Genomic DNA, 23,754 nt, shown 5'->3' with positions numbered 1-23,754 from the left:
CCTGTTAAGACTGCGCCCTTTGGCGGTGGGTCTAGGGCATAAACTGGTGCTGCCTGTCTGGGGCTGTGCTGACAAAGGGAGGATGCCCATGCTGGGACAGATGATGACGCAACCCATGTTGATTTCGTCATTGGTGGATCATGCCGAACGATATCACGGCCAGACTGAAATTATCTCGGTCGAAACAGATGGGGCCATCACGCAAACCAACTGGGCAACCATCGCTGTAAATGCGCGCCGGATGGCGTCAGCGCTCGGCAAGCTGGGCCTGGAGCCTCAGGACAGGGTGGGAACGTTAGCATGGAACAATCGCCGGCATCTGGAGATTTACTTTGCCACTTCAGGCGCCGGTTTTGTTTGTCATACGATCAACCCGCGCTTGTTCCCTGAGCAATTGGTTTACATCATCAACCACGCCGAAGACCGGGTTTTGTTCTTTGATGAGACGTTCATTCCGCTGGTAGCAGGAATTGCGGATCAGCTTACCGAGGTTCGCCACTTCGTTCTGATGGGACCGCGCAACGAAGCGGCGCTTGCGCAAATTCCCGGACTTCAGTTCTATGATGAACTAATCGAGACGGGGGATGTGGATTTCGTTTGGCCCAGCTTTGATGAAAACACCGCGTCCAGCCTTTGTTACACTTCGGGCACAACAGGGCATCCAAAGGGTGTCTTGTACTCGCATCGGTCCACGGTTCTGCACAGCTTTGCCTCGAATACACGAGACGTGATTGGGTATTCGGCGATGGATGTCGTTATGCCGGTTGTTCCGATGTTCCATGTCAACGCATGGGGGTCACCTTATGGCTGCGCCATGTCTGGCTCGCGAATGGTTCTTCCCGGTCCCGGACTGAACGGTGAGGCATTGGTCAATCTGATCGACACCTACGGTGTGACGCTCGCGATGGGTGTTCCGACGATCTGGCAGGGCCTGCTGGCTCATGCCGCCACATCCGGAGCGAAACTGGCCAGTCTGGAGCGTACGGTGATTGGCGGTGCGGCTTGCCCGCCTTCGATGATTGAAACATTCCGCGAGACCTATAGCGTTGATACCGTGCATGCCTGGGGCATGAGCGAGATGAGCCCTCTGGGTACAACAAACTATCCTTTGGCCAAGCATCGGGATCTTCCGTTGGAAGAACAGCATCGGCTGCGCGAGAATCAGGGACGCCCCCCGTTTGGTGTTGAATTGAAGATTGTGGACGATGACGGGAATGACCTGCCCAATGACGGTGTCACGCAGGGCGACCTGATGGTGCGCGGGCATTGGGTGCTGGACAGCTATTTCCATTTGCAAGATCAGAGTCTGCTGAAGGACGGCTGGTTTGCAACCGGGGATGTGGCGACGCTGGATTCGGATGGTTTCATGACGATCCGAGATCGTTCAAAGGACATCATCAAATCCGGGGGCGAATGGATCAGCTCGGTAGAGCTTGAGAACATTGCCGTGGCGCATCCCAAACTTGCCACCGCTGCAGTCATCGGGGTGCCGCATCCAAAATGGGATGAGCGGCCTTTGTTGGTTGCAGTCAAAGCCGATGGGGAAGACCCAACATCAGAGGAACTGCTTGAATTCTTTGATGGAAAGATTGCCAAATGGCAGGTTCCGGACAAGGTGGTTTTTGTGGATGCCTTGCCTTTGAACGCAACGGGGAAGGTGCTGAAACGCACCCTGCGGGCAGATTTTGCGGATGCTCTGACACCCTGATCTGTGAGATATGGAAGAATGGCTCCGGCGGTAGGGATCGAACCTACGACCAATTGATTAACAGTCAACTGCTCTACCGCTGAGCTACGCCGGAACGGTTCGCGCCGTATAGCAATCTGGATCTGACACGTCCAGAGGGGGATCGAGTTTTTTGAGTGAAAATTTCTCGGATGTTTGGTGCTGCGAATAGACTGCGATACGTTCGGAATGCAATTGGCTGAGAATCGAACCCCTCGGCACTAAACAAAGGAGTGTTCGCAGTATCTCGGCATACTGTTTCCGGGTCATCAAGCTTTCGACCACGATATCATTTCCAAAAGCAAGTCCGGAAACTGCGGTCCATTAAACCTTCATTTATCAAGCCCAAATTAGCAAGAATGAAAGAAGACATGCAGATACATTCGTCATTTGAACATTTGTCTACTCATATGCAATACGTTGAGAACTCGGAGGATCTGAGTTCACTTCCTGCTGCTTTCGACGCCATCAGACCTCTTGGACTTGAGGATTTTGGGGCAATTCTCTGGGCCATGCCGGATCAGAAATTTCCAAAACTCTCTGAGGCCCTGCCGAAGATGGCAACCGAAGATGTTCAGAACTTATGGACCGGTGCATCCGGCTTTCGTTTGCTGGAGCAAAGTCTGAGTTTCGTGCGAGCCTGTGCCGCAAGCTATGCGAGCGCGCAGAACCGAGGCTTGGCGGGCCAGAAGATTCTGGATTTTGGCTGCGGATACGGTCGATTTCTCAGGTTGTTTTCCTACTTCTCAGACGAAGTCTATGGTGTGGATCCGTGGGATAAGTCTATCGAGCAATGCCAGGCTGCGGGCTTTGGCGACAGGGTTAAGCTTTCGGAGGCAGTCCCCGAAGACCTTCCGTTTGATGGACCGTTTGAGTTCATTTTCGCATTTTCAGTATTTACCCATCTCAGCGAATCAAGCACCCACGCATGTTTGAATGCGCTACGTGCCGTTGCTGCAGATGACGCCTTGTTCATGCTTACTTTGCGACCGATCGAATTCTGGGACGTTGCAATGGCAGGACATACCCATCTCACCTCTGATCCGAAGAAAATGAAGCAGTGCATTAAGGATCATCGCGAAAATGGCTTTGCCTATTATTGTACTGACCAGGTGGCGAGTCCGAATTATGGCGACACATCGATTTCGATGGAATGGCTTGCCAACAATGTGTCTGGGTGGGAAGTGGTTTCGGTCGACCGCTCTCTGAAAGATCCATACCAACGCTACGTTATGTTACGCGCGATCTGATCTTGATGCGCGGGCACGCAACGGATGTACTCGTAGGCGGTGACCCGACATAAGTTGAGCCCTAAAACAGAGCACGGTTCCCCAATTTAGAGGCACCCGGTTTGCAGGATATACCGCTGCTAACACTAAGGTGTTTTCATATGCATAAATTGGCTCCGGCGGTAGGGATCGAACCTACGACCAATTGATTAACAGTCAACTGCTCTACCGCTGAGCTACGCCGGAACTGAGGGGCGTATAACAACCCGAATTTTCGGCGTCCAGAGGGGAAGCGCGCAGATTTGAAAATTTTTTGTCCACTTCACGCCAGTCGTTTGAAAACCGCGTCAGAGGCCAGTGTTCCAATTGGGCTCACCAAAGATCTGCCTGTCAAATCAACGAGATGGGCAAATACATTTCGTTCGGCTGCAGGAAGTAGTGCAGCAGGCGTGTCGGTATAGATCCGCTCGGCCAGTTGTCGTGCAGTTCCCTGAGCCTGCCCCAAGGCTTCCAGAATTTGTGCTTCACGACCAAGCCGGTGTTGAATCAACCAATCCAACCGACCGGAAGTGTCGGAGATAGGAGCTCCGTGGCCGGCGTGGAAAACCGACCATTTTCGTGCACGCAGCCTGTGACAGGCATTCATGAAATCTGTCAGATCTCCATCAGGAGGTGAAACCAGAGAACTTGCCCATCCCATGACGTGATCGGCGGTAAAGCAGGTGTCACCCCAAGCTAACGCGATGTGGTTACCCAGATGGCCCGGTGTGTGAATCACCTCCAGACTCCAATCGCTGCCTTCAACGGTTTCTCCATCAGCAAGCTCAATATCGGGCCGAAAATCCGTATCAATACCTTCGCCACCTCCGGCGAGACCTTGTTTGGCCAGCATCGTCATGACTTCGCTACGACCTGCTTGTGGCCCGCCGAAAGCCAGAACCGGAGCGCCGGTACGAGCAGCCAGCGGGGCTGCAAGTGGTGAATGGTCCAGATGGCTGTGGGTCACAAGGATATGGCTGATCTTTTGCCCCGGCTGCAACGCGTCGAGAATCGCGTCCATGTGCGCGTCATCGAGTGGGCCGGGATCAATGACCGCGATGTCCTGTTCACCTAACAAGTAGGTATTTGTACCGCGAAATGTCATCGGCGACGGGTTGGGCGCCACAATACGTCTGAGACCCGGTTGCAATTCGACTGCAAGACCATGAGGCGGATTGAAATCATTGGGCAATTGCATTCTGTACTCTTCCTCTTGCCGGAGCAGCCCGCTAGGTTTAGCGCATGTCCGCACGATGGCTCAAACCCTATATGCCGCGCAGCCTGTATGCCCGGGCCGCGCTGATTCTGGCTCTGCCAGTGATCGTCGTCCTGCTGGTCGTCGCGATTGCCTTTCTGCAAAAACATCTGGAGGACGTGACCGGGCAGATGGTGCGAACCGCCTCACGTGAAGTGAACTTGATCCTTGATGTGATGCGGGGAACCGAAAGTCAGCAGCAAGCAATCGCCGCGGCGCGTCCCGATTTGTCAGCCCTGCAAATGAGGGCTCAATTTCTTGATCCAAATGAGCAACCGGTTAGTGGTTATGGTCGCTGGTACGATTTCATCGCGCCTCAGATCGAAAAGGAGTTGGATGAACTGGTTCCGGGCATTCAAGCTGTCGCTCTGCCCAACAGTCAGGACGCCAAACTTTTCATTGCGACTCATCTCGGAGTTTTAGAGCTGACATTTGATCGACGCAGGCTGTCGCCTGCAGCTCCGCATCAGTTGATCGTTACGATGTTGTTTTTTGCGATCCTGATGACCTCGATCTCATTTCTCTATATGCGAAACCAGCTTCGGCCGATCACGCGGCTGGCCAAAGCGGCGCAAGCATTCGGGCGTGGGCGGATCGTTCCCTATTCACCTAGCGGAGCAGTCGAGGTAAGGGCAGCCGGAAGCGCGTTTCTGGATATGCGGGCGCGAATTGAACGACAAATCGAACAGCGTACCCGGATGCTTTCCGGGGTCAGTCACGATCTGCGAACGCCACTGACGCGGCTAAAGCTGGGACTGGCGATGATGCCCGAAGAGGAAGCCGCGCCGTTGCTGCGAGACGTGAATGAGATGCAGTCGTTGCTGGATGCATTTCTGGATTTTTCACGCGGGGCGTCTGAGAGTGAGCCCGAAGAAGTCGATGCCGAAGTGCTTGTGTCTCAGATCGTGCGTGATGCCAACCGCGCGGGCTATGATGTCGAACTGGTGTCGACCGAAGGGCAGGGGCTGTCAATGTTGCGCCCGGTTTCGATTCGTCGCGCTCTTGAGAATCTGATCGGAAACGCGGTGCGCTACGGCAACCGGGCAGAGGTTAGCCTGTCCCTGACGCCAAAGTCATTGCGAATCCGTGTGGAAGACGATGGGCCCGGTATCCCGCCTGAGCAGCGTACAGAGGCGGTTAAACCGTTTTCACGCCTTGACCCGGCCCGGAATCAGAATCAGGGAACCGGCGTTGGGCTCGGGCTGGCAATCGTTGCAGATATTGCCCGTGCACATGGCGGAACGCTGCGCTTGGCAAAAAGCGAGCGTATGGGCGGATTGTGTGCAGATATCATCATTGGGCGGTGATTTGGTAGGCCCGGAGGGACTCGAACCCCCAACCAAAGCGTTATGAGCGCTCTGCTCTAACCAATTGAGCTACAGGCCCGCCTGAGCGCCTTGGGTACCACGATGAATGCCCGCGTCAAGCCTGACCGTTGCAACAGAGCGCACAATCGACTAACCCGCGCAAAAGCACTCATGAGGGAAATGCCATGACAGCGGGCAAGAACGGCATCACATATGCCGATGCGGGCGTCGATATCGATGCAGGAAACGCTTTGGTCGACCGGATCAAGCCTGCGGCAAAGAGGACGAACCGTCCCGGCGTGATGAGCGGGCTGGGCGGTTTCGGAGCGTTGTTCGATCTCAAAGCTGCGGGATATGAAGACCCGATTCTGGTTGGCGCTACAGATGGTGTTGGGACCAAGCTGCGAATTGCCATCGATACAGGTGTCGTCGACGGGGTTGGTATTGATCTGGTTGCGATGTGCGTCAACGACCTGATTTGTCAGGGTGCTGAGCCTCTGTTCTTTCTGGACTATTTTGCGACAGGCAAACTCGACACAGACACCGCAGCACGGATCATCGAAGGTATCGCCGAAGGCTGTGCGCAATCTGGCTGTGCTCTGATCGGTGGCGAAACCGCCGAAATGCCGGGCATGTATCCTGATGGTGACTTCGATCTGGCCGGATTCTCTGTTGGCGCGATGGAGCGTGGGGCAGATCTTCCAGATGGCGTCGAGCCGGGCGATGTTCTACTGGGGCTGGCTTCAAACGGAGTGCATTCGAACGGGTATTCTCTTGTCCGCAAACTGGTCGAGCTGTCGGGTCTTGGCTGGGACGCAGACTCACCGTTCAGTGACGGATCACTCGGCGAAGCTCTGCTGACCCCAACGCGTCTTTACGTCAAACCTGCGCTTGCAGCGATCCGGGCAGGGGGCGTGCACGCGCTGGCCCATATCACCGGGGGCGGTTTGACGGAAAACCTGCCTCGTGTCCTGCCCGAGGGGCTGGGTGCAGAGATTGATCTAAACGCATGGGATTTGCCGCCGGTCTTTAAATGGATGGCCGAGACTGGTGGAATCGTCGAAGCGGAAATGCTCAAGACCTTCAACTGCGGCATCGGCATGATCGTCGTCTGCGCTGCAGATAAGGCCGATGATCTGGTAGCATTGCTGTCTGACGCAGGTGAAGCAGTTTCCCGAATTGGTACGGTAACAGAAACAGCGGGCGTTGCGTATTCGGGCCAGCTGTTGTGAGCCACAAGCGCGTTGCAATCCTGATTTCAGGGGGTGGTTCCAACATGGTGTCGCTGGTCGACAGCATGATCGGTGATCACCCGGCGCGTCCTTGTTTGGTTCTGGCAAATGATGCGGCCGCGGGCGGATTGCAGAAGGCAGCGGATCGAGGTGTCCAGACCGCCATCGTGGATCATCGCCCGTTCAAAGGAGACCGCGCCGCATTCGAAGCTGAATTGCTGAAACCTATCCTTGATGTACAACCGGATGTAGTCTGCCTTGCGGGTTTCATGCGTGTTCTTACCGGCGATTTCGTTTCACAGTTTCAGGGACGGATGCTGAACATCCACCCGTCGCTGTTGCCCAAATACAAGGGTTTGAACACCCACGCGCGTGCAATTGAAGCGGGCGATGCCGAACACGGATGCACGGTGCATGAGGTGACGGCTGCACTGGATGACGGCCCGATATTGGGGCAGGCGCGAGTGCCAATTGAGATTGGCGATACACCTGAAACCTTGGCTGGCCGAGTGCTGGGCTACGAGCATCAACTCTATCCTGCTGTCTTGCGGCGCTTTGTGTGTGGCGACAAGACACCTGTTCTGCTGCCCTAAGAAGTTCTGGGTGATTTACACTCGCCCGTTATTCGGCCTATTGTCGCCCGTATCGCTCGGGACGAGGATATTTTAACGGGCATATACAAGAACAAGAGCAAGAATAGTACGGCGCATGAAAACCCTGACGACGACGACAGAGCTGGCTGAATTCTGCAAGTCCGCTGCTGAATATCCCTATATCACAGTAGATACTGAGTTCCTGCGCGAACGCACCTATTATTCAAAGCTCTGCTTGGTTCAGCTTGCGGTTCCGTCTGAAGACGAAGACAGTGCAGTTCTGGTCGACCCTCTGGCCGAGGATATGTCGCTGGAACCGCTTTTTGAGTTGTTCAAAAACGAAAACGTCGTGAAGGTTTTTCACGCTGCGCGTCAGGATCTTGAGATATTCTGGGTCGAAGCCCAGGTGTTTCCCAAACCGCTGTTTGACACACAGGTTGCCGCAATGGTGTGCGGCTTTGGTGAACAGGTTGGTTACGAGACACTGGTCCGGAAAATCTGCAAGCAGGGGTTGGATAAAACCTCCCGCTTTACCGATTGGTCGCGCCGTCCTCTGAGCGATGCACAAAAAACCTATGCGCTTGCAGACGTGACACATCTGCGCCGGATCTATGAATTTCTGGCCGCCGAGTTGCAAAAAACCAATCGTAACCATTGGGTGGCTGAAGAACTTTGTATTCTGACGGATTCGGCGACCTACGATGTGCGCCCCGAGGAAGCTTGGCGTCGGGTCAAGACACGCACAAACTCGGCGAAATTTCTGGCTGTCGTTAAAGAACTTGCTGAGTTTCGTGAGGCCTATGCCCAGCAAAACAATGTCCCACGCAGCAGGGTCTTTAAAGACGATGCTCTGATTGAATTGGCATCTACCAAACCCAAGTCGCCTTCTGATTTGGGTGGTTCCCGCTTGCTTCTGCGAGAAGCGCGCAAGGGCGCGATTGCTGATGGTATTCTGAAGGCAGTAAAGCAGGGCGTCCAGTGTCCGGCCGATCAACTGCCAAAGCTGGATAACAGTCGGGACAAGTTGAAGGTTAATCCGGCACTTGCCGATTTGCTGCGCGTATTGCTGAAATCCAAAACCGAAAGCTCAGGCGTGGCTGCAAAACTGATTGCAACAAGCTCTGACCTCGATCAGATCGCAGCTGGTGAACGAGACGTTCCGGCAATGTCAGGTTGGCGTTTTGAAGTATTTGGTGAAGACGCCCTGAAATTATGCGAAGGCAAGATCGCGCTGGCCGCCAAGGGGCAGGTCGTGCGCGTCGTGGCGCTGTGACGCCGCAATTAGCGGCGTCGTGATTCCAAGGCGTTTTGCTGGCCGACAACACGGACGAGACGAATCCCTTCGAGATCCTGAAGACTTACGGTGGCTGCATCCGAGACCATGCGGGATTGTACCGTGCCTTGTTGGGTCGAGTATTTTGGGTAATTCACGCGGAACATAAATTCGAGAATTCCGTTCTTACGGTTCTCTTCAGAATCCACCAGACGAAGATGCGCATTATAGGCGCCCTGTCGAACAGCCGTTCCAGCAGAATAGATGATCGCACCGGTCGGCGTCGGATCAATTCGCAGTTCATCGATAGTTGCGATGAGAATGCTGGTATCTTCATCCTCTTTCTTCGCAAAGAGTCCAGTACCACTGCTTTGCTTTGGCACAAGGGCGTCAGCTGCATCAGGTGATGTGTTGACGGGGGCAGGTGTGCTGCTGCCAAACCAGTTAGTGGGGTTTACCCTCGAGTTGCGCCAGCTGTTGCAGGCGGACAGGGTTAACGTGGCAACCAGAAGAACGGAAAGAGTTTTTTGCATGGCCCCAGAGCTTTGAGCAATATTACGTGCATTGGGTTAGCGCAAAATCGATGGCTTGAAAAGCCACGCTTGGGGCTGGACAGCAGCGTATCAGCGACATAGGTCACGAACTGTGATCAAAACCTAAGGAGTGCCGCAGTATGGCAACGCCTGCCTTTGAAGAAATCGTCGATGATTTCGAATTTTTGGAGGACTGGGAAGACCGGTACCGCCATGTCATCGAGCAGGGTAAAGCCATGGAGCCTCTGGACGATGCGCTGAAAGTTCCTGCGACCAAGGTCAACGGGTGTGCCAGTCAGGTCTGGCTGCATCCGATGATTAATGCGGGTATATTTCGTTTCGATGGCGATAGTGACGCCTTGATCGTGCGTGGCCTGATAGCGGTTCTTCGTGCCCTTTATAATGATCTTCCCGTGGCAGACGTGCCGGCAGTCGATGCAGGTGCAGAGCTTGCTAGGCTGGGTTTGAACGAACACCTGTCTGCGCAACGATCGAATGGGTTGCGAGCGATGGTTGATCGTATCCGGGACGTGGCGCGCGAAAACGCCTAAATTCCATTAGCGTTAGTGCGCTTCGATTCAGCTTGAGGGACGCGTGCCCTTAGCCCAGCTTGTAAGCGTGTTCTCCAGATCCCCATAACCGGTAAAGCGACGCTCGAACTCAAGCCCCATGCGTTCGGCACATTCCTGAGCTCGTTGCGTTAACACCGGGTCATCCACCTGAGCCTGGTAGATCAGCTTGGTGTAATTGCCAAAATACATTTCGCGTAGCTCCGGGTGCCGATCCAGGCCCAGAGGTTTCCAAACGAAGGCATCGAATTGTCGGGCCAGAAAGTCAGTCAGGTAGAACGCCGTGGTTTCATCATCTCCACGCTCCGCAAACGCCTGATTTCCTTCGAAGAAGGAATAGCAATGCGGTCCCTGAACCATCTCGACACCCAGCCGTTCACAGGCCTGCTGCAATAGACCGCCGGTACCACAGTCCGCATAGACGACAAAAATCTTGTCATAGTCATCCCGGTGCTTGGCGACCGCATCTTCGACGGCTTGGGTAATGCGCTCTGGGTAAACATGCAGAATGGCAGGTAAACAGGTCAGCGCCATATGTTCCCAGCCATTGCGCTCTTTTAGATCAAGAATCTCACGCGCAAGCGCACCGCAGGCGATCAGCAAAATACGCTGCTGCGTATCATCGCTGACATAGCCTTGTGTCGTCAGGCTCTCATCATCTGGCAGGTCGGTCGATTGCATGGTCCGTTTCCCGGTCGAGGCTGTACCAGAAGACGATCTTTGGCGAATTAGGGCAAGCCCCGTTCCGACATCTCGCGTCAGGCCACCGACGCGCGCGTTTCAAACGCGCTCAGGGACGGTCGAGCTGACGGACCATAAGAGGCAAGCCCTTGTGTCGAAAGTTCAGGGAATAGAGACAATATCTCTTGTCGGGCGTCATTTTCCAGACTGTTCCAACTCATTACACCCGGATGGAAGCTTTCGCTTGGGCAGCCTTCTGCCCAAACAATTTCATGCTGGTCGAACATGAGGTGATAATAAGTGACCAAGCCACCCGTCTTGAGGATGACGGACTCTCCATCAAGCAGCTGCTTTGCAGGCGCCAAAGCTTCAGAGTAACCGGTGTTCAGTTCCACACGCCAATCGCTGATGAGCATTCGGTGTTGTTGCGATACCAGCAGATCGCGTCGGTTACCCATCGTTCCTTTCTTGATCAAAACAGGAGAGAACGATCCCTTGGCACGTACGGTACGACGGCCGATCCAACGTATGGGCTGCATGCCATGATCGAGCGTCTGGACCATGTCTCCAACCTGCAACTTCTCAACCGGAACTTCCCCCTGATTGGTTTCGATCTGGGTTCCCAGCGTGAAACAGGTCACCAGGTCCCAGCTTTCACGGCTGCCAGTCAGACCCGAAAAGTTGTTTCCATTCAGGCTGTTGAAGGTGATCGATCTGATCCCGCCGGCTTCGAGCGTTGCCTGATCGGCATTGTCCGAGAATTCAGGCATCAGATACGTATTGCCATTGGTATCTTGAGCCACAACAGCGGTTATGTTTGCTGTTGTTCCATCAATATAGGTGATCGTCGCATTGTAGATCGATGTGCCATCAAAGGTCTGGGCCGGCCCGCCGTCGATCGAAAACTGCTCCGGTGGAGAGTTATCCATTTCATAGACGGTCCCGGAGAGGCTGACCGGGCTCCATGTCACAGCATTGTTCAGAAGGGCATTGCCAGGTCCACCAAATGTCTGACCAACCAAGGCTGACGCGTTTTCGGCAATATTATTGCCTTCGACGGTATCAATATCAGCAAGAACACCAAGCGAGATGGCTGTAAATGTAGTGGGCACGGTAACCTCGAAACTAAAGTAACGCCTTGTACTAAATAATCTCCTGAAATTTTGTAAAGATGTTTTTTAAGAGGAAATCTTTACTCTCGGGAAATTGAAAAGGCCGCCCTGAACGGGCGGCCTTTAGAATTTTCGCTGTTGCTCAATCAGCCTGCCAGCTGATTGTGCTTGCGAGATACAAAGTCCTTGGCGGTTTCAACTGCGACTGCCGCATCACGGCAATATGCGTCGGCACCGATGGCTTTGCCGAATTCTTCGTTCAGAGGCGCGCCGCCAACCAGAACGATATAGTCGTCACGAACGCCTTGCTCGACCAGAGTATCGATGACGACTTTCATGTAAGGCATAGTGGTGGTCAGCAGAGCGGACATGCCCAGGATGTCGGGTTCTTCGGTTTCCAGAGCTTCGAGATAGTTTTCGACCGGGTTGTTGATACCGATGTCGACAACTTCGAAACCTGCGCCTTCCATCATCATCGAAACAAGGTTTTTGCCGATGTCGTGGATGTCACCTTTCACTGTACCGATGACCATCTTGCCGACGCGCGGTGCGCCAGTTTCAGCCAGCAGGGGCTTGAGGATCGTCATACCGCCCTTCATGGCGTTCGCCGCCAGAAGAACCTCGGGAACAAACAGGATGCCGTCGCGGAAATCGTGTCCAACGATGGTCATGCCGCCAACCAATGCCTTGGTCAGGATGTCATACGGCGCCCAACCACGTTCGAGCAGGATGTTCACGCCTTCTTCGATCTCTTCTTTCAGACCGTCGTAAAGGTCGTCAAACATCTGTTCGACGAGTTCATCGTCGTTCAGTTCGGACAGGACGATGTCTTCTTCATCGGACATGGGTCATTTCCCTGAGCTAAATGGGCCCTTGGCCCGTAGGTGGCAATTTTTTCCGTTTTGGCCATTTCGCCGCATCTAGACTGTGACGATTGCGACCAAGGTCGTTCTGGGACCGACCTTTAAGGCAAAATCTGTCGCATCTCGACAGAATTATTTGCAAGATCATTCTGCATTCGCTTCACGTTCGCTCTCGGTGCCAATGTGAACGGGCGTCTCACATCCCCATTCTACAGATGGCTGTTCCTATTGCTGAAGGACCTTAATGGGTTTACACCTGTTGATGAGAACAAAGGTGGAACATATGCTCAATCAGATAAATGTTGTGGGTAGGGGGGCCGTGTCCAATTCTGCAGGCAGGTTCGAGCAATATGCCAGCGAAGCTACAGATGACGGCTGGGAAATTGATGAGGAGTTGCCCCCGCTGCGCACCGAAGTACGTGATGAGGTGGCCAGAACTTTTATCACCTACAATCGCTCTCCTGATCTTCCATTCGATCGATCGATCAATCCCTACCGGGGCTGCGAACACGGGTGCGTGTATTGCTTTGCGCGACCTACACACGCCTATCTTGGCCTGTCTGCCGGATTGGATTTCGAAACAAGATTGATTGCACGACCGAACGCGGCTGGTGTTCTGCGTCGCGAGCTTTCTGCGCGTTCGTACAAAGTCGCTCCTGTTGCCTTGGGTACAAATACAGATCCGTACCAACCAATTGAGAAGGCGCGCGGAATCACAAGGGACTGCCTAAGCGTATTGCAGGATTTTCAGCATCCGATCGCTATTGTCACTAAGGGAACGCTGATCGAGCGGGATCTGGATATTCTGGCGCCAATGGCAAGTCAGGGGTTGGTGCGTGTTGGGATATCATTGACGACACTGGACGCGGATCTTTCCCGAAAGATGGAGCCGCGCGCGCCTTCGCCGAAACGTCGCCTGCGCATGATTCGACGATTGACGGAGGCGGGGGTGCCGGTGCGGGTCATGACATCTCCAGTTGTTCCGGGTCTTACGGATCACGAACTGGAGAATCTATTGGAGGCCGGTTGTGACGCCGGTGCTGACTCGGCCAGTTGGATCATGTTGCGGTTGCCACGAGAGGTTTCTCAGCTTTGGCAGGAGTGGCTTGAAGTGCACGAACCCAACCGTGCAGCCAAGGTCATGGCGCGCCTTCGCGAGATGCATGGTGGCAAGGATTATGACCCACGCTGGGGTCACAGAATGCGGGGCGAGGGCGTTTATGCCGAAATGATAGCCAAACGTTTCAAGACAACTGTCGAGCGTTTGGGGCTAGCTACCAAGACGCCTGCACTGAGATGCGATCTGTTTGCGAAACCACCGCAGGTTGGTGATCAACTCGATCTTTTCTAAACAAAAAAAGCCCCGGAGATTTCCGGGGCTTTTGTTCAGGTTTGTAACCGATCAGCGATTTTCGATATCGACGTAATCGCGTGTGGTTTCGCCCAGATACAGCTGGCGCGGACGACCGATCTTATTTTGTGGATCGGCGATCATTTCTTTCCACTGGCTGACCCAGCCAACGGTGCGCGACAGCGCGAAGATCGGCGTGAACATCGATGTTGGGAAGCCCATCGCCTCGAGAATGATGCCCGAATAGAAGTCTACGTTCGGGAACAGTTTTTTCTCAACGAAATACGGATCTTCCAGCGCTTGTTTCTCGAGCGCTTTCGCAACCTGTAGTTTGGGATTGTTTTCGATACCGAGCAGATCCAGAACCTCGTCGGCGGATTGCTTCATCACCTTCGCGCGCGGGTCAAAGTTCTTATAGACGCGGTGACCAAAGCCCATCAGACGGAACGGGTCGTTCTTGTCTTTGGCGCGCTCGATGTATTCAGGGATGTTGTCGACACTTCCGATCTGCTCGAGCATCTCCAGACATGCCTGGTTGGCGCCACCATGGGCAGGACCCCAGAGGCAAGCGATACCTGCAGCGATACACGCAAACGGGTTTGCACCCGAAGACGAAGCCAGGCGAACGGTCGAAGTCGAAGCGTTCTGCTCGTGGTCTGCATGCAAGGTAAAGATGCGGTCCATCGCACGGCTCAGGATCGGGTTGACCTCATAATCCTCGGCAGGAACGGCAAAGCACATGCGCAGGAAGTTCGAGGCATAATCCAGATCGTTGCGCGGATAAACAAAGGGCTGACCGATGTGATACTTGTAAGCCCATGCCGCGATGGTCGGCATCTTCGCGATCAGGCGATGCGACGCGACCTCACGCTGATGCGGATCCGAAACGTCGGTTGAATCGTGGTAGAAGGCCGACATTGCACCAACCACACCCACCATGATCGCCATGGGGTGCGCGTCACGACGGAAACCACGGTAGAAGTACTGCATTTGCTCATGCAGCATGGTGTGGCGCGTGATAGTGGTTTCGAATTCCTCGAGGTCTTTCGCTACAGGCAGCTCTCCGTACAGCAGCAGATAGCATACTTCGAGGAAGTGCGATTTCTCAGCCAGCTGATCGATCGGATATCCGCGGTGCAGAAGCTCACCTTTTTCACCGTCGATGTAAGTGATCGTGCTGTCGCAGCTCGCAGTCGATGTGAAACCGGGGTCATAGGTGAATACGTCAGCCTGACCATAAAGCTTCCGGATGTCGATGACATCTGGCCCGGCTGTTGGTGAGTGAACCGGCAATTCGTAGGTTTTGCCATGGACAGTCAGGGTCGCTTTTTGTTGGCTCTCGGTCATGGTTGTCCCTTCCTCAATCTTACGCATGTCGGTTCGCTGACCGACATAGCGGGCAACGGCTGCGCGCGGGCGCGCAGTCCGGGTGTTAGCGGAGCAGCGTTACCCGAATGTGAAGACCAGGTTTATGTCGCTGCATCAGAAAGTCGCGCCAGGCTTTCTTCACGTCCCAGCACGAGCATCATGTCAAATACCGAAGGTGTTACTGCCCGGCCTGCCAATGCCGCCCGAAGGGGGCCTGCTAACTTGCCGAACTTTAGCCCTTTCGCTTCTGCAAACGAATTCAGGGCTTCCTCCAGTTCGCTTCGCGTCCAGCTAACATTTTGCAGCTGCGGCGTCAATTCCTTCAGTATACCATCGGATACAGAGTCGAGCGCCTTTTTCGCTTTTTCATCCGGATCAATTGGCCGAGATGTCAGCACAAAATGCGCTTTTTCAAGCAGTTCTGGAAAAGTTCGGGCGCGATCCTTGAGGCAATACATCGCACGCACCAGATCACCAGATTGTGTTTCAGTCAAAGCAGGAAGATCTGCTGCCGCCAGATAGCCAGTAATTTCCTTCTGCAGTGCAGCATCGTTTGAAATGGCAATGTGTTGTCCACACAGGTTTTCCAGCTTTTTCAAATCGAAACGGGCAGGGCTCTTGCCTATTCCATCCAGATCAAACCACTCTCTGGCCTGCTCATCCGTGAAGAACTCGTCGTCTCCGTGGCTCCAGCCCAAACGCGCCAGATAATTGCGCATGCCAGCGGCCGGATACCCCATAGCCTGATATTCCTGCGCACCCAAAGCACCGTGGCGCTTGCTCAGTTTTTTGCCATCAGGCCCATGAATCAGCGGAATGTGGGCCCAGACTGGGACATCCCAACCCATCGCCTCGTAGATCATCATCTGACGCGCAGCGTTGTTTAGATGATCATCGCCACGAATGACGTGAGTAACACCCATATCGTGATCGTCCACCACTACGGCCAGCATGTAGACGGGCGTGCCGTCCGAACGTAGCAGAACCATATCATCCAGCTGATCGTTGCGGATCGTAACGTCGCCTTGGACCTGATCACGAATTACGGTCGAGCCTTCTTTTGGCGCCTTTATCCGAACGACAAATGGCAGGTCGGGGTGGCTGGCGGGGTCCGCATCACGCCATGGGCTTTGGAACAAAGTCGACTTACCTTCTTCCCGAGCCTGCTCCCGAAACGCAGAAATCTCGTCCTGAGTGGAGAAGCACTTGTAGGCTTTGCCTTCAGCCAGCAGTTGATGGGCAACTTCCGCATGACGGTCAGCGCCTTCGAACTGACTGATCACTTCGCCATCATGATCCAAACCCAGCCATTCCATACCCTGCAGGATCGCCGCTGTGGCTTCTGGGGTTGAACGTTCACGATCCGTGTCTTCGATACGCAACAGGAACTTACCGCCGCGGCCACGTGCATAAAGCCAATTAAACAGCGCGGTACGTGCGCCACCGATGTGCAGAAAGCCAGTGGGTGAAGGGGCAAAACGGGTGACGACCTGATCGGACATAGTGTTGATTAACCTTTTGGTAACCGTGTCGGGCATAGTGTTGGCGCCTGTCTAACGAGCCCGAAGGACGGGGGCAACCATGCGTGTTCTTGCACGGATTGAGGTCGCGTTGCTGAACCAGCGCGGACATCTGTTTCCCTGGTCTCCGGTCTGTCTGGCAATTGGCATAGGACTGTATTTCGGCCTCACATTCGAGCCGAACCAGCAGTTCTACTACGGCGTTGCTGCCTCAGGTTTGTTCGCGATCTGGGCTTACCGCCGTTTGCCTGTTGCCTGGGCTCCGTTGGCAATTGGGGGGGCGCTTGTCGCTGCTGGTTTCTTACTGGCTGGTACCCGTGCCCATATGGTCGCAGAACCGGTCTTGCAATGGCGCTACTACGGACCTGTTGAGGGGAGGGTCGTTGCGCTGGACCGCTCTGCCTCGGATGCGCTGCGGATTACACTGGACGGTGTGCGGATCGGGGATGTACCCAAAGACCGTCGTCCGCAGCGCATCCGGTTGTCCTTGCATGGTGGTTCCACACCGCTGGAGCCGGGGCAGAGAATTATGACGACGGCCTACCTGTCACCACCACAAGGACCTGTGGAACCCGGTGGCTTTGATTTCCGTCGGCATGCATGGTTTCAGAAACTGGGTGCTGTTGGCTATACGCGTGTTCCGGTGCTGACCGTCGCACCTGCATCCATGGGTCAGCGCGGTGTTCAGATTACCGCATGGCGCATGGCAATTTCACAGCGCGTTCGATCCATATTACCGGGCGAGGTGGGTGGTTTCGCGGCTGCGGTTACGACCGGGGATCGAAGCGGCATGGGGCAGAACACTCTGGGCGCTCTTAGAATGTCGAATCTTGCGCACCTGCTCGCAATCTCTGGCCTACATATGGGGCTGTTGACCGGGTTTGTGTTTGTCGCGTGTCGAATTGGGTTTTCTGCAGTTCCAGTCTTGGCGTTACGGCTGCCGGTTCGAAAACTCGCAGCAGTCTGTGCGTTAATTGCCGCAACAATCTACTTGGTTCTATCTGGTGGTAACGTCGCAACAGAACGCGCTTATGTCATGGTCTCTGTCATGTTTGGCGCAGTGTTGATTGATCGCAGGGCGATTTCTTTGAGAGCCGTAGCGGTGGCCGCGATCATCGTCCTTTTTCTGCGTCCAGAATCATTGCTAAGCCCCGGTTTTCAAATGTCATTTGCAGCCACTACAGCCCTGGTTTCGATATTCGGAGGGCTTCGCGATTTTGGTCGAATCCCCGGGCCGAAATGGCTCCGACCAGTAGGGGGCGTGCTGCTATCTTCTGCCATAGCCGGACTCGCTACCGCTCCGGTGGGGGCAGCACATTTCAATACAATGGCTCACTATGGATTGCTGGCTAACATGCTCGCGGTACCGGTCATGGGCACGATCGTTGTTCCTGCGGCCGTGGTCGCAGCGCTTCTGGCTCCATTTGGGCTCGAAGTGTTGGCCCTGTGGGTGATGGGGTTAGGTCTCGGATGGATTATCGTAGTTGCGGACTGGATATCAGGTCTGGGTGGAGCCCAGGGATTTGTGGTCAGCCCGCCAGACTACGTCCTGCCGATGATGGCACTGGGGGCACTATGGCTGATTTTGTGGCGCGGAAGCGCGCGATGGGTAGGCGCTGTGCCCATCATCGGAGCTCTACTGCTGTGGGGGCAGGGAAACCGGCCTGATGTTTTGATCGCCGAGTCCGGTGGGCTGGTGGGTGTAATGACAGAAACAGGACGTGCATTGAGCAAGCAACGAGGGAGTGGGTTTGTTGCGACGGTTTGGTTGGAAAATGATGGTGACGGAGCGGATCAGTCAAAGGCCGCCAGTCGTTGGCCATCTGGCATCGACAAGGTTCAGAGATATTTGCTGAACGACAAGGAATTGGTTCACCTTACTGGTAAACGCGCAGCAAAAGAGTTTAGCGAGTGCAGCAGTGATCAAATCGTTGTTTCGGCAGTACCCGTGTCTTTGAACGGAGATTGCAAAATCTTCGACCCTGACTCGCTTTTGAAAACCGGAAGCCTTGCATTGTCACAGGGGGAAATACGCACAAGCGCTCAGGTAACCGGGCATCGGTTGTGGTCGCCCGTCCCAAGGGACGGGCACCAAATTCAATAGGTTCGGATCAGTCCAACCAAACGGCCTTGAACCTTAACCTTGTCTTCGGGAAGGACACGGGTTTCATACGCGGGATTTGCTGCTTCCAGCGCGATGGCGTGTCCACGTCGGAAGAACCTTTTCAGTGTGGCCTCCTGATCCTCGACCAAGGCCACAACGATGTCGCCATTGTCAGCAACGGTTGTTTCCCGGATCACAACGACATCGCCATCGTTGATCCCAGCGTCGATCATCGAATCCCCGCGAACTTCGAGCGCATAGTGATCGCCCTGACCGGACACCATCGACCCCGGAACCGCTACGCGATGCGATACGTGGCTGATGGCTTCGATGGGGACACCGGCTGCGATCCGACCCATTACAGGCAGTTCCATCGCATCGACAGTCACGGGTTCAAAATTGGCAGGGCGCGGCCCTGTAGGTCGATCACCTTCGATGACGCGAGGTTTGAAGCCGGCTGTTGGTTCGCCACCCAGACTTTCGGGAAGCTTGACGATTTCAATCGCCCTGGCGCGGTGGGCGAGACGCCGGATAAAGCCGCGTTCTTCAAGCGCAGTAATCAAACGGTGAATCCCGGATTTTGATCTCAGGTCCAACGCGATCTTCATTTCATCAAAGCTGGGCGGAACACCGTCCGCCTGAACGCGTTTGTGGATGAATTCCAGCAAATCCAACTGTTTCTTGGTTAGCATTGCTCACACCTCGTCGCTCATGCGTTTTCTTTTGTTCTACGCATGTTCACGTTTTGTGTCAACGGATTTGCCGTTTGGATCAGATTGGAAGGTACAAAACCTCTTCACCCGTGTGTCGTTCGGGGTCGTTTGGTTCTCGTACCAACAGAGCGTTTGCTTGCGCTAGAACGCTGAGCAGAGAACTGTCCTGATCGGGGCAAGCTCGGATACCGTTTTCATCAACGATTGCCCGCATATAGTGCTCGCGTGGGCCGTTTTTACCGATAGGCTCGCCAAGTTTGGCCCGACGAAATGCTGGGAGACCATGTTCCAAACCCAACATCCGTCTGACTAACGGCACCAGAAATAAATATCCGCAAACCATTGCGCTGACCGGATTTCCGGGCAGGCCGACCATGGCTGCATCCCCGAAACGTCCCGCCATCAAGGGTTTTCCCGGGCGCATCCTGATTTTGTAGAAAGAACGCTCCATCCCCAATGCCTGTGATACATCAGACACAAGGTCGTAATCCCCGACCGACGCACCACCAATCGTTACAACAAGATCGGCGCCAGCAGCCATTCCGAACGCGGTTTCAAGCGACGATGTTGTGTCTTTTGCGATGGGCAGAATGCGAACATGCGCACCCGCTTCTTCCAATAAGGCTTTGAGACCGAATGTGTTCGAGGCGATGATCTGATCGGGCCCGGGTGCCTCGCCGGGCATTACCAGTTCATCACCCGTTGAGATCAGGGCAATCTGCGGTTTCTGCGCAACGGGAACTGTCGCGATGTTCATAGCCGCCAGCAGCGCAAGATCCTCTGGCCGCAGTCGGCGCGGGGCAGTGATGATCGTGCCTTTGGTAAAATCCACACCCGCAGGGCGAATGTTGGTTTTTGTACCTGGATCATCGGTTATGGTGATCAAATCACCGCGACGATCGACATCTTCCTGAATTACAATAAAATCCGCGCCTTCCGGAACCGGTGCACCAGTAAAGATGCGAACAGCCTGGCCGGGACCAACAGGTTTATCAAACCGTTTTCCTGCAACTGCCTCGCCGACGACTTTGAACATGGCATGTAGTTCAACTTCGGTTGCTTTTACAGCATATCCATCCATCGAAGACGCAGCGAATGGAGGCTGGTCTCGCGTTGCCACAACATCTTGCGCCAAAATGCGACCAGAAGCTTCGGCAAGCGGAACCGTTTCGGCCGGTAGTGCAGAAACAAGTTCAAAAAGAAGGGTGCGCGCTTCTTCTACTGTAATCATTCCGCTTCGTAACGTCCTGACTTTCCGCCATCTTTCAAGATCACTCGGATGGCGCCAATTTCCATCGCTTTGTCGATGGCCTTGGTCATGTCGTAAACGGTGAGCGCTGCGGTCGATACCGCGGTCAAGGCTTCCATTTCAACACCGGTTTGTCCCGAAGTTTTTACCGTCGCTTCGATAAGAACGCCGGGAATATCGGGATCCAGAGTCAACTCGACGGCAACCTTGGTTACAGGCAGCGGATGACACAAAGGAATCAGGTCGGGCGTTTTCTTTGCTCCCATGATCCCTGCGAGACGTGCAATTCCAAGAACATCGCCCTTTTTAGCACGGCCTTCTGAAATGATATCAAAGGTTTCTCGCGCCATTTTAATGTGACCGGCAGCCACTGCGACACGATCCGTTACCTCTTTGTCAGAGACATCGACCATGTGGGCCTGACCTTTGGCATCGAAATGCGTCAGCGGCATCACATTACTCCGGGGATCAGCGGGTTCGCGAGCAGTTCATGGGTGGCGGCAGCAACATCATCCTGACGCATGAGGCTTTCACCAATCAGAAAGCACCGGGCGCCATAGCGGGCAATATCGGCCAGATCAGCAGGAGTGCTGAGACCACTCTCACACACGATTGTACGATCGCCCGGAACCAGTTTGGACAGCCGGCGCGTTGTATCAAGAGTTGTCTCGAACGTCTTGAGATTGCGGTTATTTATGCCAATCAAAGGGCTTTTGAGCTCAGCTGCACGCGCAAGTTCGTCCTCATCGTGGACTTCGATCAGAACATCCATGCCCCAGTCAAACGCTGTCTGCTCCAGTTCTGCAGCCAGATTATCTTCAACCGACGCCATGATGATGAGGATACAGTCAGCGCCCAAGGCACGTGCCTCGACCACCTGATAAGGATCATACATGAAGTCTTTGCGTAGCGCCGGCAGAGAGCAGGCATCGCGTGCGGCAGTCAGATACTCTTTTGCACCCTGAAAGCTGGGCGTATCCGTCAGGACAGACAGACAAGTAGCGCCGCCGTCTTCATAGGCTTTTGCCAGGGCTGGTGGATCAAAATCCGCGCGGATCAGACCCTTGGAAGGGCTGGCCTTTTTTACTTCGGCAATCAGGCCATAGCCTTGCCGCGTCGCACCTTGAAGGGCCTTTGCAAACCCGCGAACCTCAGATGCTTCGCGTGCGGCGGCTTCCATTTCTTCCAAAGGCTTACGGGCTTTGTCTGCCGCGACTTCCTCGAGTTTGTAGGCCTTGATTTTATCCAGAACAGTCTCGGTCATGCGGCTTCCTGTGTAATGCGGGCAAGTGCGGCGATCTTATCTTTAGCTTTGCCGCTGTCGATACTTTCAGCAGCTTTTTCAACACCTTCACGAAGGTCTTGTGCGGCATCAGCAACCACCAGAGCAGCAGACGAGTTCAGCAACACCGCGTCCCGGTAGGCCGATGGTGCGCCGTCGAGCAATGCCCGGAATGCCATCGCGTTCTCTTCGGGAGTTCCACCAACGATGTCTTCAAAGGGATGTACGGGCAGGCCTGCATCCTCCGGATGCAATTCGACCTCTCTCACACCACCATCTTCCAGTGCAGCAACCCAGCTAACGCCGGTAATTGTCAGTTCATCGGTTCCGTCCGAACCATGCACCAGCCATGCGTGCTCAGCTCCCAATAAGCCGAGTGTTTCGGCCATCGGTCTGATCAGATCCCTGCTAAATGCTCCGGTCAACTGGCGTCTGACACCTGCCGGGTTGGTCAGCGGCCCGAGAATGTTGAAAATCGTGCGTGTTCCCAACTCTTGCCGGGTTGGCATGACGTGGGCAATGGCGGGATGATGCATAGGGGCCATCATGAAACCGATGCCAGCCTGTCTGAGTGCAGTTTCAACGATTTCCGGGCCAACCATCACATTAATGCCCAGTTGGCCAAGTGCGTCCGCAGCGCCTGACTTCGAGCTGAGATTGCGGTTGCCATGTTTGGCGACTGTCACTCCGGCACCGGCCACGACAAACGCCGTCGCGGTCGAGATATTCAATGTCCCTTTGCCGTCGCCGCCAGTTCCGACGATATCGATCGCTCCGGCAGGTGCTTCGACTTTATTGCATTTGTCGCGCATAACTGCTGCGGCGGCCGCGTATTCTTCGACCGTCTCGCCGCGCGTCCGCATTGCCATCAGCAGGCCGCCAATCTGACTGGGGGTTGCCTCACCTTCGAAGAGGATCGAAAAGGCCTGTTTTGCCTCGGCACGGGTCAGGGGCCGATCGGCAGCTGCTCCGATCAGCGGTTTCAGCGCGTCGCTCATGCGGGGACTTTCATTTCGTTTAGGAAGTTCTTGAGCAGGGCGTGGCCATGCTCGGATGCGATGGATTCCGGGTGGAACTGGACGCCATGGATCGGCAGTTCCTTGTGTTGAAGGCCCATGATGGTGCCGTCTTCGAGCTCTGCTGTGATCTCGAGGCAATCTGGCAGCGTTTCGCGTTCCACCACCAAAGAATGATAGCGAGTCGCTTCGAAGGGCGAGGGCAGGCCAGCGAACACACCTTTGCCAGTGTGATGCATCATACCCATTTTTCCATGCACGATCTCATGGCAACGAACGACATTGCCACCAAAGCTTTGACCGATGGTCTGATGCCCAAGGCATACACCCAAAAGTGGTGTTTTGGTCTCTGCCGCCGCTTCGGTCAGGGCCAGACAGATGCCAGCCTGATCCGGGTCACAAGGGCCGGGGCTCAGCAGTATCCCTGCCGGGTTCATCGCCATGGCTTCCTGAACATCCAACGCATCGTTGCGGCGCACGACCATTTCAGCGCCCAACTCGCCCAGATAGTGAACCAGATTGTAGGTAAACGAGTCGTAGTTGTCGATCAGCAGCAGCATTTGGGCACTTATCTCAGCTTTGGCATTTCGGGCTGGCGATACAGCCCTCGGCCACGGTATAATGTCGGGACATACATGCTCAGGCTTGCGCGGCAGCGTCAAGGGTACATCCCTATCTTGATCTATCGTGTGGGTGAGCACCGCATCAGACGGTGCACAGGCTGTCGAGGCAGGCAGAA

The 23,754-nt window shown here is 54.7% G+C and carries 22 protein-coding genes and 3 tRNA genes; 9 read left to right on the top strand and 16 right to left on the bottom strand.

Going from position 1 to position 23,754, the window contains the following annotated elements:
- Nucleotides 1–88: 88 nt before the first annotated feature.
- Nucleotides 89–1,708 carry a long-chain-fatty-acid--CoA ligase gene (locus GOX61_RS01135; RefSeq protein ID WP_170330624.1) on the top strand — a complete coding sequence of 540 codons (1,620 nt, stop codon included), beginning with the start codon at nt 89–91 and terminating at the stop codon, nt 1,706–1,708.
- A 19-nt stretch (nt 1,709–1,727) separates the two neighbouring features.
- Here the strand turns inward: GOX61_RS01135 and GOX61_RS01130 are convergent.
- Nucleotides 1,728–1,802, bottom strand: a tRNA-Asn gene (locus tag GOX61_RS01130).
- A 283-nt stretch (nt 1,803–2,085) separates the two neighbouring features.
- On the opposite strand from GOX61_RS01130, the gene GOX61_RS01125 reads away from it, so the two are divergent.
- The gene (locus GOX61_RS01125; protein WP_170330623.1) at nt 2,086–2,976 is read left to right on the top strand and encodes a class I SAM-dependent methyltransferase; all 891 of its coding nucleotides are present in this window, start codon (nt 2,086–2,088) and stop codon (nt 2,974–2,976) included.
- Between the two features lie 150 nt (nt 2,977–3,126).
- Here the strand turns inward: GOX61_RS01125 and GOX61_RS01120 are convergent.
- Nucleotides 3,127–3,201, bottom strand: a tRNA-Asn gene (locus GOX61_RS01120).
- A 76-nt stretch (nt 3,202–3,277) separates the two neighbouring features.
- The gene (locus tag GOX61_RS01115) at nt 3,278–4,192 is read right to left on the bottom strand and encodes an MBL fold metallo-hydrolase (protein WP_170330620.1); all 915 of its coding nucleotides are present in this window, start codon (nt 4,190–4,192) and stop codon (nt 3,278–3,280) included.
- 44 nt (nt 4,193–4,236) lie between these two features.
- On the opposite strand from GOX61_RS01115, the gene GOX61_RS01110 reads away from it, so the two are divergent.
- Complete coding sequence (locus tag GOX61_RS01110; RefSeq protein ID WP_155147113.1) at nt 4,237–5,556, top strand: ATP-binding protein; 1,320 nt, start codon at nt 4,237–4,239, stop codon at nt 5,554–5,556.
- Between the two features lie 2 nt (nt 5,557–5,558).
- Here GOX61_RS01110 and GOX61_RS01105 read toward each other — a convergent pair.
- Nucleotides 5,559–5,635, bottom strand: a tRNA-Ile gene (locus GOX61_RS01105).
- A 106-nt stretch (nt 5,636–5,741) separates the two neighbouring features.
- Here GOX61_RS01105 and purM point away from each other — a divergent pair.
- From purM to rnd, 3 genes are all read left to right on the top strand, one after another.
- Nucleotides 5,742–6,788: a phosphoribosylformylglycinamidine cyclo-ligase gene (gene purM, locus GOX61_RS01100; protein WP_170330618.1), complete on the top strand. Its 1,047-nt coding sequence runs from the start codon at nt 5,742–5,744 to the stop codon at nt 6,786–6,788.
- Nucleotides 6,785–7,381 (top strand): phosphoribosylglycinamide formyltransferase, encoded by a 597-nt coding sequence (gene purN / locus GOX61_RS01095; RefSeq protein ID WP_170330616.1) that lies wholly within the window; start codon nt 6,785–6,787, stop codon nt 7,379–7,381. The genes purM and purN overlap by 4 nt, the downstream gene beginning before the upstream one ends.
- A 115-nt stretch (nt 7,382–7,496) precedes the next feature.
- The gene (gene rnd / locus GOX61_RS01090) at nt 7,497–8,654 is read left to right on the top strand and encodes a ribonuclease D (protein ID WP_170330614.1); all 1,158 of its coding nucleotides are present in this window, start codon (nt 7,497–7,499) and stop codon (nt 8,652–8,654) included.
- Nucleotides 8,655–8,662: 8 nt separating this feature from the next.
- Here rnd and GOX61_RS01085 read toward each other — a convergent pair whose 3' ends face one another.
- Nucleotides 8,663–9,187 carry a hypothetical protein gene (locus GOX61_RS01085; RefSeq protein ID WP_170330610.1) on the bottom strand — a complete coding sequence of 175 codons (525 nt, stop codon included), beginning with the start codon at nt 9,185–9,187 and terminating at the stop codon, nt 8,663–8,665.
- Nucleotides 9,188–9,327: 140 nt separating this feature from the next.
- Between GOX61_RS01085 and GOX61_RS01080 the strand changes: the two genes are divergently transcribed.
- On the top strand, nt 9,328–9,738 hold the full coding sequence (locus GOX61_RS01080; RefSeq protein ID WP_170330608.1) for a SufE family protein: 411 nt from the start codon (nt 9,328–9,330) through the stop codon (nt 9,736–9,738).
- Nucleotides 9,739–9,765: 27 nt separating this feature from the next.
- Here the strand turns inward: GOX61_RS01080 and GOX61_RS01075 are convergent, their stop codons facing one another.
- From GOX61_RS01075 to GOX61_RS01065, 3 genes are all read right to left on the bottom strand, one after another.
- A complete protein-coding gene (locus GOX61_RS01075; RefSeq protein ID WP_170330606.1) occupies nt 9,766–10,437 on the bottom strand; it encodes a DUF1638 domain-containing protein in 672 nt (223 codons plus the stop codon).
- A 77-nt stretch (nt 10,438–10,514) separates the two neighbouring features.
- A complete protein-coding gene (locus tag GOX61_RS01070; protein ID WP_170330604.1) occupies nt 10,515–11,549 on the bottom strand; it encodes a Hint domain-containing protein in 1,035 nt (344 codons plus the stop codon).
- A gap of 146 nt (nt 11,550–11,695) precedes the next feature.
- A complete protein-coding gene (locus GOX61_RS01065; protein WP_155147101.1) occupies nt 11,696–12,394 on the bottom strand; it encodes a corrinoid protein in 699 nt (232 codons plus the stop codon).
- A 301-nt stretch (nt 12,395–12,695) separates the two neighbouring features.
- Between GOX61_RS01065 and GOX61_RS01060 the strand changes: the two genes are divergently transcribed.
- The gene (locus GOX61_RS01060) at nt 12,696–13,763 is read left to right on the top strand and encodes a PA0069 family radical SAM protein (RefSeq protein WP_170330602.1); all 1,068 of its coding nucleotides are present in this window, start codon (nt 12,696–12,698) and stop codon (nt 13,761–13,763) included.
- 51 nt (nt 13,764–13,814) lie between these two features.
- On the opposite strand, the gene gltA is transcribed toward GOX61_RS01060, so the two are convergent.
- On the bottom strand, nt 13,815–15,110 hold the full coding sequence (gene gltA, locus GOX61_RS01055) for a citrate synthase (protein WP_170331076.1): 1,296 nt from the start codon (nt 15,108–15,110) through the stop codon (nt 13,815–13,817).
- A gap of 122 nt (nt 15,111–15,232) precedes the next feature.
- On the bottom strand, nt 15,233–16,633 hold the full coding sequence (gltX, locus tag GOX61_RS01050) for a glutamate--tRNA ligase (RefSeq protein WP_170330600.1): 1,401 nt from the start codon (nt 16,631–16,633) through the stop codon (nt 15,233–15,235).
- A gap of 79 nt (nt 16,634–16,712) precedes the next feature.
- Here gltX and GOX61_RS01045 point away from each other — a divergent pair, with 79 nt between their 5' ends.
- The gene (locus GOX61_RS01045) at nt 16,713–18,755 is read left to right on the top strand and encodes a ComEC/Rec2 family competence protein (RefSeq protein ID WP_170330597.1); all 2,043 of its coding nucleotides are present in this window, start codon (nt 16,713–16,715) and stop codon (nt 18,753–18,755) included.
- Here GOX61_RS01045 and lexA read toward each other — a convergent pair.
- From lexA to GOX61_RS01015, 6 genes are all read right to left on the bottom strand, one after another.
- Nucleotides 18,749–19,447 carry a transcriptional repressor LexA gene (gene lexA / locus GOX61_RS01040; protein ID WP_170330595.1) on the bottom strand — a complete coding sequence of 233 codons (699 nt, stop codon included), beginning with the start codon at nt 19,445–19,447 and terminating at the stop codon, nt 18,749–18,751. The genes GOX61_RS01045 and lexA overlap by 7 nt on opposite strands.
- A 79-nt stretch (nt 19,448–19,526) precedes the next feature.
- The gene (locus GOX61_RS01035) at nt 19,527–20,699 is read right to left on the bottom strand and encodes a molybdopterin molybdotransferase MoeA (protein ID WP_170330593.1); all 1,173 of its coding nucleotides are present in this window, start codon (nt 20,697–20,699) and stop codon (nt 19,527–19,529) included.
- A complete protein-coding gene (gene moaC, locus GOX61_RS01030) occupies nt 20,696–21,169 on the bottom strand; it encodes a cyclic pyranopterin monophosphate synthase MoaC (protein WP_170330592.1) in 474 nt (157 codons plus the stop codon). Before moaC ends, GOX61_RS01035 begins: the two co-directional genes overlap by 4 nt.
- Nucleotides 21,169–21,981 carry an indole-3-glycerol phosphate synthase TrpC gene (trpC, locus tag GOX61_RS01025; RefSeq protein WP_170330590.1) on the bottom strand — a complete coding sequence of 271 codons (813 nt, stop codon included), beginning with the start codon at nt 21,979–21,981 and terminating at the stop codon, nt 21,169–21,171. The genes moaC and trpC overlap by 1 nt, the downstream gene beginning before the upstream one ends.
- A complete protein-coding gene (trpD, locus tag GOX61_RS01020) occupies nt 21,978–22,997 on the bottom strand; it encodes an anthranilate phosphoribosyltransferase (RefSeq protein ID WP_170330588.1) in 1,020 nt (339 codons plus the stop codon). The genes trpC and trpD overlap by 4 nt, the downstream gene beginning before the upstream one ends.
- The gene (locus GOX61_RS01015) at nt 22,994–23,575 is read right to left on the bottom strand and encodes an anthranilate synthase component II (protein ID WP_155147081.1); all 582 of its coding nucleotides are present in this window, start codon (nt 23,573–23,575) and stop codon (nt 22,994–22,996) included. The genes trpD and GOX61_RS01015 overlap by 4 nt, the downstream gene beginning before the upstream one ends.
- Nucleotides 23,576–23,754 lie beyond the last annotated feature (179 nt).

Origin of the sequence: Ruegeria arenilitoris (assembly GCF_013030265.1) — a bacterium.
Classification (GTDB): Bacteria; Pseudomonadota; Alphaproteobacteria; order Rhodobacterales; family Rhodobacteraceae; genus Ruegeria; species Ruegeria arenilitoris_E.
The sequence above is the reverse complement of the archived record's forward strand: the minus strand, read 5'-3'. Positions and strand labels throughout refer to the sequence as shown.

What these genes read in the sequence shown, in the direction of transcription:
- GOX61_RS01135 (WP_170330624.1), top strand. Translation starts at nt 89, where the DNA reads ATGCTGGGACAGATGATGACGCAACCCATGTTGATTTCGTCATTGGTG.
- GOX61_RS01125 (WP_170330623.1), top strand. Translation starts at nt 2,086, where the DNA reads ATGAAAGAAGACATGCAGATACATTCGTCATTTGAACATTTGTCTACT.
- GOX61_RS01115 (WP_170330620.1), bottom strand. Translation starts at nt 4,192, where the DNA reads ATGCAATTGCCCAATGATTTCAATCCGCCTCATGGTCTTGCAGTCGAA.
- GOX61_RS01110 (WP_155147113.1), top strand. Translation starts at nt 4,237, where the DNA reads ATGTCCGCACGATGGCTCAAACCCTATATGCCGCGCAGCCTGTATGCC.
- purM (WP_170330618.1), top strand. Translation starts at nt 5,742, where the DNA reads ATGACAGCGGGCAAGAACGGCATCACATATGCCGATGCGGGCGTCGAT.
- rnd (WP_170330614.1), top strand. Translation starts at nt 7,497, where the DNA reads ATGAAAACCCTGACGACGACGACAGAGCTGGCTGAATTCTGCAAGTCC.
- GOX61_RS01085 (WP_170330610.1), bottom strand. Translation starts at nt 9,187, where the DNA reads ATGCAAAAAACTCTTTCCGTTCTTCTGGTTGCCACGTTAACCCTGTCC.
- GOX61_RS01080 (WP_170330608.1), top strand. Translation starts at nt 9,328, where the DNA reads ATGGCAACGCCTGCCTTTGAAGAAATCGTCGATGATTTCGAATTTTTG.
- GOX61_RS01075 (WP_170330606.1), bottom strand. Translation starts at nt 10,437, where the DNA reads ATGCAATCGACCGACCTGCCAGATGATGAGAGCCTGACGACACAAGGC.
- GOX61_RS01065 (WP_155147101.1), bottom strand. Translation starts at nt 12,394, where the DNA reads ATGTCCGATGAAGAAGACATCGTCCTGTCCGAACTGAACGACGATGAA.
- GOX61_RS01060 (WP_170330602.1), top strand. Translation starts at nt 12,696, where the DNA reads ATGCTCAATCAGATAAATGTTGTGGGTAGGGGGGCCGTGTCCAATTCT.
- gltA (WP_170331076.1), bottom strand. Translation starts at nt 15,110, where the DNA reads ATGACCGAGAGCCAACAAAAAGCGACCCTGACTGTCCATGGCAAAACC.
- gltX (WP_170330600.1), bottom strand. Translation starts at nt 16,633, where the DNA reads ATGTCCGATCAGGTCGTCACCCGTTTTGCCCCTTCACCCACTGGCTTT.
- GOX61_RS01045 (WP_170330597.1), top strand. Translation starts at nt 16,713, where the DNA reads ATGCGTGTTCTTGCACGGATTGAGGTCGCGTTGCTGAACCAGCGCGGA.
- lexA (WP_170330595.1), bottom strand. Translation starts at nt 19,447, where the DNA reads ATGCTAACCAAGAAACAGTTGGATTTGCTGGAATTCATCCACAAACGC.
- GOX61_RS01035 (WP_170330593.1), bottom strand. Translation starts at nt 20,699, where the DNA reads ATGATTACAGTAGAAGAAGCGCGCACCCTTCTTTTTGAACTTGTTTCT.
- moaC (WP_170330592.1), bottom strand. Translation starts at nt 21,169, where the DNA reads ATGCCGCTGACGCATTTCGATGCCAAAGGTCAGGCCCACATGGTCGAT.
- trpC (WP_170330590.1), bottom strand. Translation starts at nt 21,981, where the DNA reads ATGACCGAGACTGTTCTGGATAAAATCAAGGCCTACAAACTCGAGGAA.
- trpD (WP_170330588.1), bottom strand. Translation starts at nt 22,997, where the DNA reads ATGAGCGACGCGCTGAAACCGCTGATCGGAGCAGCTGCCGATCGGCCC.
- GOX61_RS01015 (WP_155147081.1), bottom strand. Translation starts at nt 23,575, where the DNA reads ATGCTGCTGCTGATCGACAACTACGACTCGTTTACCTACAATCTGGTT.